Origin of the sequence: Rhodococcus sp. FH8, from assembly GCF_019266085.1 — a bacterium.
GTDB lineage: Bacteria > Actinomycetota > Actinomycetes > Mycobacteriales > Mycobacteriaceae > Rhodococcus_F > Rhodococcus_F qingshengii.
In genome coordinates this window covers 1-2,637 of record NZ_LPNQ01000028.1, presented here as the reverse complement: position 1 = coordinate 2,637, position 2,637 = coordinate 1, and the positions used below count along the sequence as shown (strand labels likewise).

Here is a 2,637-nt window from a genome sequence, read left to right as displayed (position 1 = left end):
GCGAGCATCTGCCGGGCGCCGTCGCGGACGATCTCGTCGAGCAACGAGCGGCCCGCGCCGACTGCCTGGCCGGTCTCGTTGGAGTCGTCGTCGTAGTCCACTATCGTGAGCACGGGCGTACCTTCCTGCCAGCGTTGGCGCGCTGGACTTGATCAGAATCCTGTTCGTGTACAGATCATCATCCGGGAAGGTGCGTCCTCCCGGGATCCACAGGTTTCGATCATTCCTCCCTGGACGCTCTCAAATCTGGTGACGGTCATCGGCGCACCTCTCTGCAAATTCATGTGAAGAACGGACAATGTGGACCGCTGCTCGTGAAGGGCGAGGTTCGATGCGCACAGCGCCGAACATGTCTGCGCCGCGTCCGGGACCGATCCGTTCTGGAGTCAGGCTGAGCCAATTGTTGGCTAATCAGAAGGGTGAGTGCGCACCGAGAATGCCCTACCGATGTGTTTCTGCAGCTCAACAGACTCAGAGTCTTGTCCGGACCGGACGCATTCTGGCGTAACACCGGACGCAGCCTGAGGTGCAATTATGAGTTGAGTCTCATTCGTTTGGAACTGTCCAACGGTCGGAGTACTCGCGGTTCATCTCGGCGGTGATGATCCCGTCCAGACAAGGTGGCGACTCTTGTCTGGGATGTGGGAACTGATCTCCGGGTTGGGTAAGGTCCCGAAAACGCTGGTGTGGGACCGAGAATCAGCAATCGGAGGCACCGGGAAGATCACCACACCTGCTGCTGCGTTCGCCGGAACGTTAGCGACTCGGATCCAGTTGGCTCCACCGCGGGACCCGGAGTACAAGGGCATGGTCGAACGCGCCAACGGCTACCTGGAAACTTCGTTTCTACCCGGCCGGACGTTCACCTCACCGCCTGATTTCAACGCCCAACTCCGTGACTGGCTCACACGAGCGAATACTCGCACCGTGCGGGCGATCGGTGGCCGACCTGTCGATCTGCTCGCCACCGACGTGGCGGCGATGATCGAACTGCCACCGGTCATTCCGGCGATCGGACTCACTCACCGGATCCGGTTGGCGCGGGATTACTACGTGCGTGTCGACGGCGCCGACTATTCGATCGATCCACGAGTGATCGGCCGGTTCGTCGATGTGAGCGCCAGCCCCACCCGCGTGGTGGCCCGCTGCAACGACCAGATCGTTGCCCGCCACGACCGTTCATGGGCGAAACACGTGGTCGTCACCGATCCTGATCACGTCGATACTGCGGCGCAACTGCGCCGCGGACTGGCGGACGAACGGCGCCGCCGCACGGCAGCGGCCACACGCCGGCACATCGACGGGCACCCCGTCTCGTTGCGGGCATTGCCAGATTACGACGCTCTGTTCGGCGTCGATCTCGAATCCACCCCGACAACAGTGAGGACCACATCATGACAACCGCAACCAAGAAGAAAGCCGCCGAGGCAGCCGCCTCGGCACCGCCAGCGGACGGAGTGCCGTCCCAGATCGCATATCTGACAAGAGTATTGAAGACTCCGACGATCGGACGAGTATGGGAAGAGCTCGCCGATCACGCCCGCGACGAGAACTGGTCACACGAGGAATACCTCGCAGCAGTATTGGGCCGCCAACTCGCCGATCGTGAGTCGGCGGGCACGATCATGCGAATCCGCACGGCGCACTTCCCAGCAGTGAAAACACTCGAAGACTTCAATCTCGACCACCTACCGTCGCTACGACGTGATGTGCTGGCGCACTTGGCGACTGGCATGTTCGTTCCCAAAGCGGAAAACGTCATCCTGCTCGGACCCCCGGGTATCGGCAAGACACACATCGCGATCGGACTCGGAGTCAAAGCCGCCTACGCCGGATATTCCGTCCTCTTCGACACTGCCAGCAACTGGATCACTCGGTTGAGCACCGCGCATCATGCCGGGCAACTCGAAACCGAACTCAAGAAGATCCGTCGTTACAAGCTGATCATCATCGACGAGGTCGGATACACCCCTTCGATCAGGACGCGGCGAACTTGTTCTTCCAGCTGATCGCCTCCCGATACGAGCAAGGCTCGGTCATGGTCACCTCCAACCTCCCGTTCGGGAAAGCGCACATGTTCGCGCGAATCTGTGCGTAGTGGCGCCGAAATTTCACGGGTTCGGCAGTCGGGTCGGGTCGACGAAGTCTGCCAGGTAGATCATGGCGGCCTCGGCGGTCATGCCGAAGGCCGCGGCCCCGGCACAACACGGCCTCCGCGAAGCGGACCTTGTGATCGCACTGCGCGCACCGGCGGGAACAAAGCACGCAACGACCTGTCTCGACGACCAGCACCCTACTGCGGCTGCAGTCAGGGCACGGTTGCTTGGCCGATGATGCCCACCGGTCCGCCGCACTCGACACAGTCACGCTGGCGTTTACCCATGTTCTGCAATGACTTCCAGGTCGGCGTGTCATATCGGCGGCAGCGAGCGGCCGCGGGCGTTGACGGCTTGGCGCTGCGTCGGCGCCGGTCGGATCGGCGGCTCGGCAGGACGCTCGACGGGAGTGGTGTCGATCTCGAACAAGTCGTCCGGAGTGCATTGCAAGGCAGTGCACAACGCGATCAGCGTCGTCATCTTGATCTGGGTGGGTTCCTTGGTGAACAGCGCCGACACCGACGCCGCCGACATCTCCAGC

General features: G+C 61.9%; 1 protein-coding gene and 2 pseudogenes. 2 read left to right on the top strand and 1 reads right to left on the bottom strand.

The annotated features are described in order from the left end of the window. Positions 1 to 577: 577 nt before the first annotated feature. Both ATN38_RS00215 and istB read left to right on the top strand, forming a co-directional pair. A pseudogene (locus ATN38_RS00215) lies at positions 578 to 1,398 on the top strand (IS21 family transposase); the annotation flags it as partial. Further along, a pseudogene (gene istB, locus ATN38_RS00210) lies at positions 1,395 to 2,068 on the top strand (IS21-like element helper ATPase IstB); the annotation flags it as partial. The pseudogenes ATN38_RS00215 and istB, both read left to right, overlap by 4 nt. 343 nt (positions 2,069 to 2,411) lie before the next feature. Here istB and ATN38_RS00205 read toward each other — a convergent pair. Further along, on the bottom strand, positions 2,412 to 2,637 hold a 226-nt coding region (locus ATN38_RS00205), incomplete at its 5' end, for a helix-turn-helix transcriptional regulator (RefSeq protein WP_218747381.1).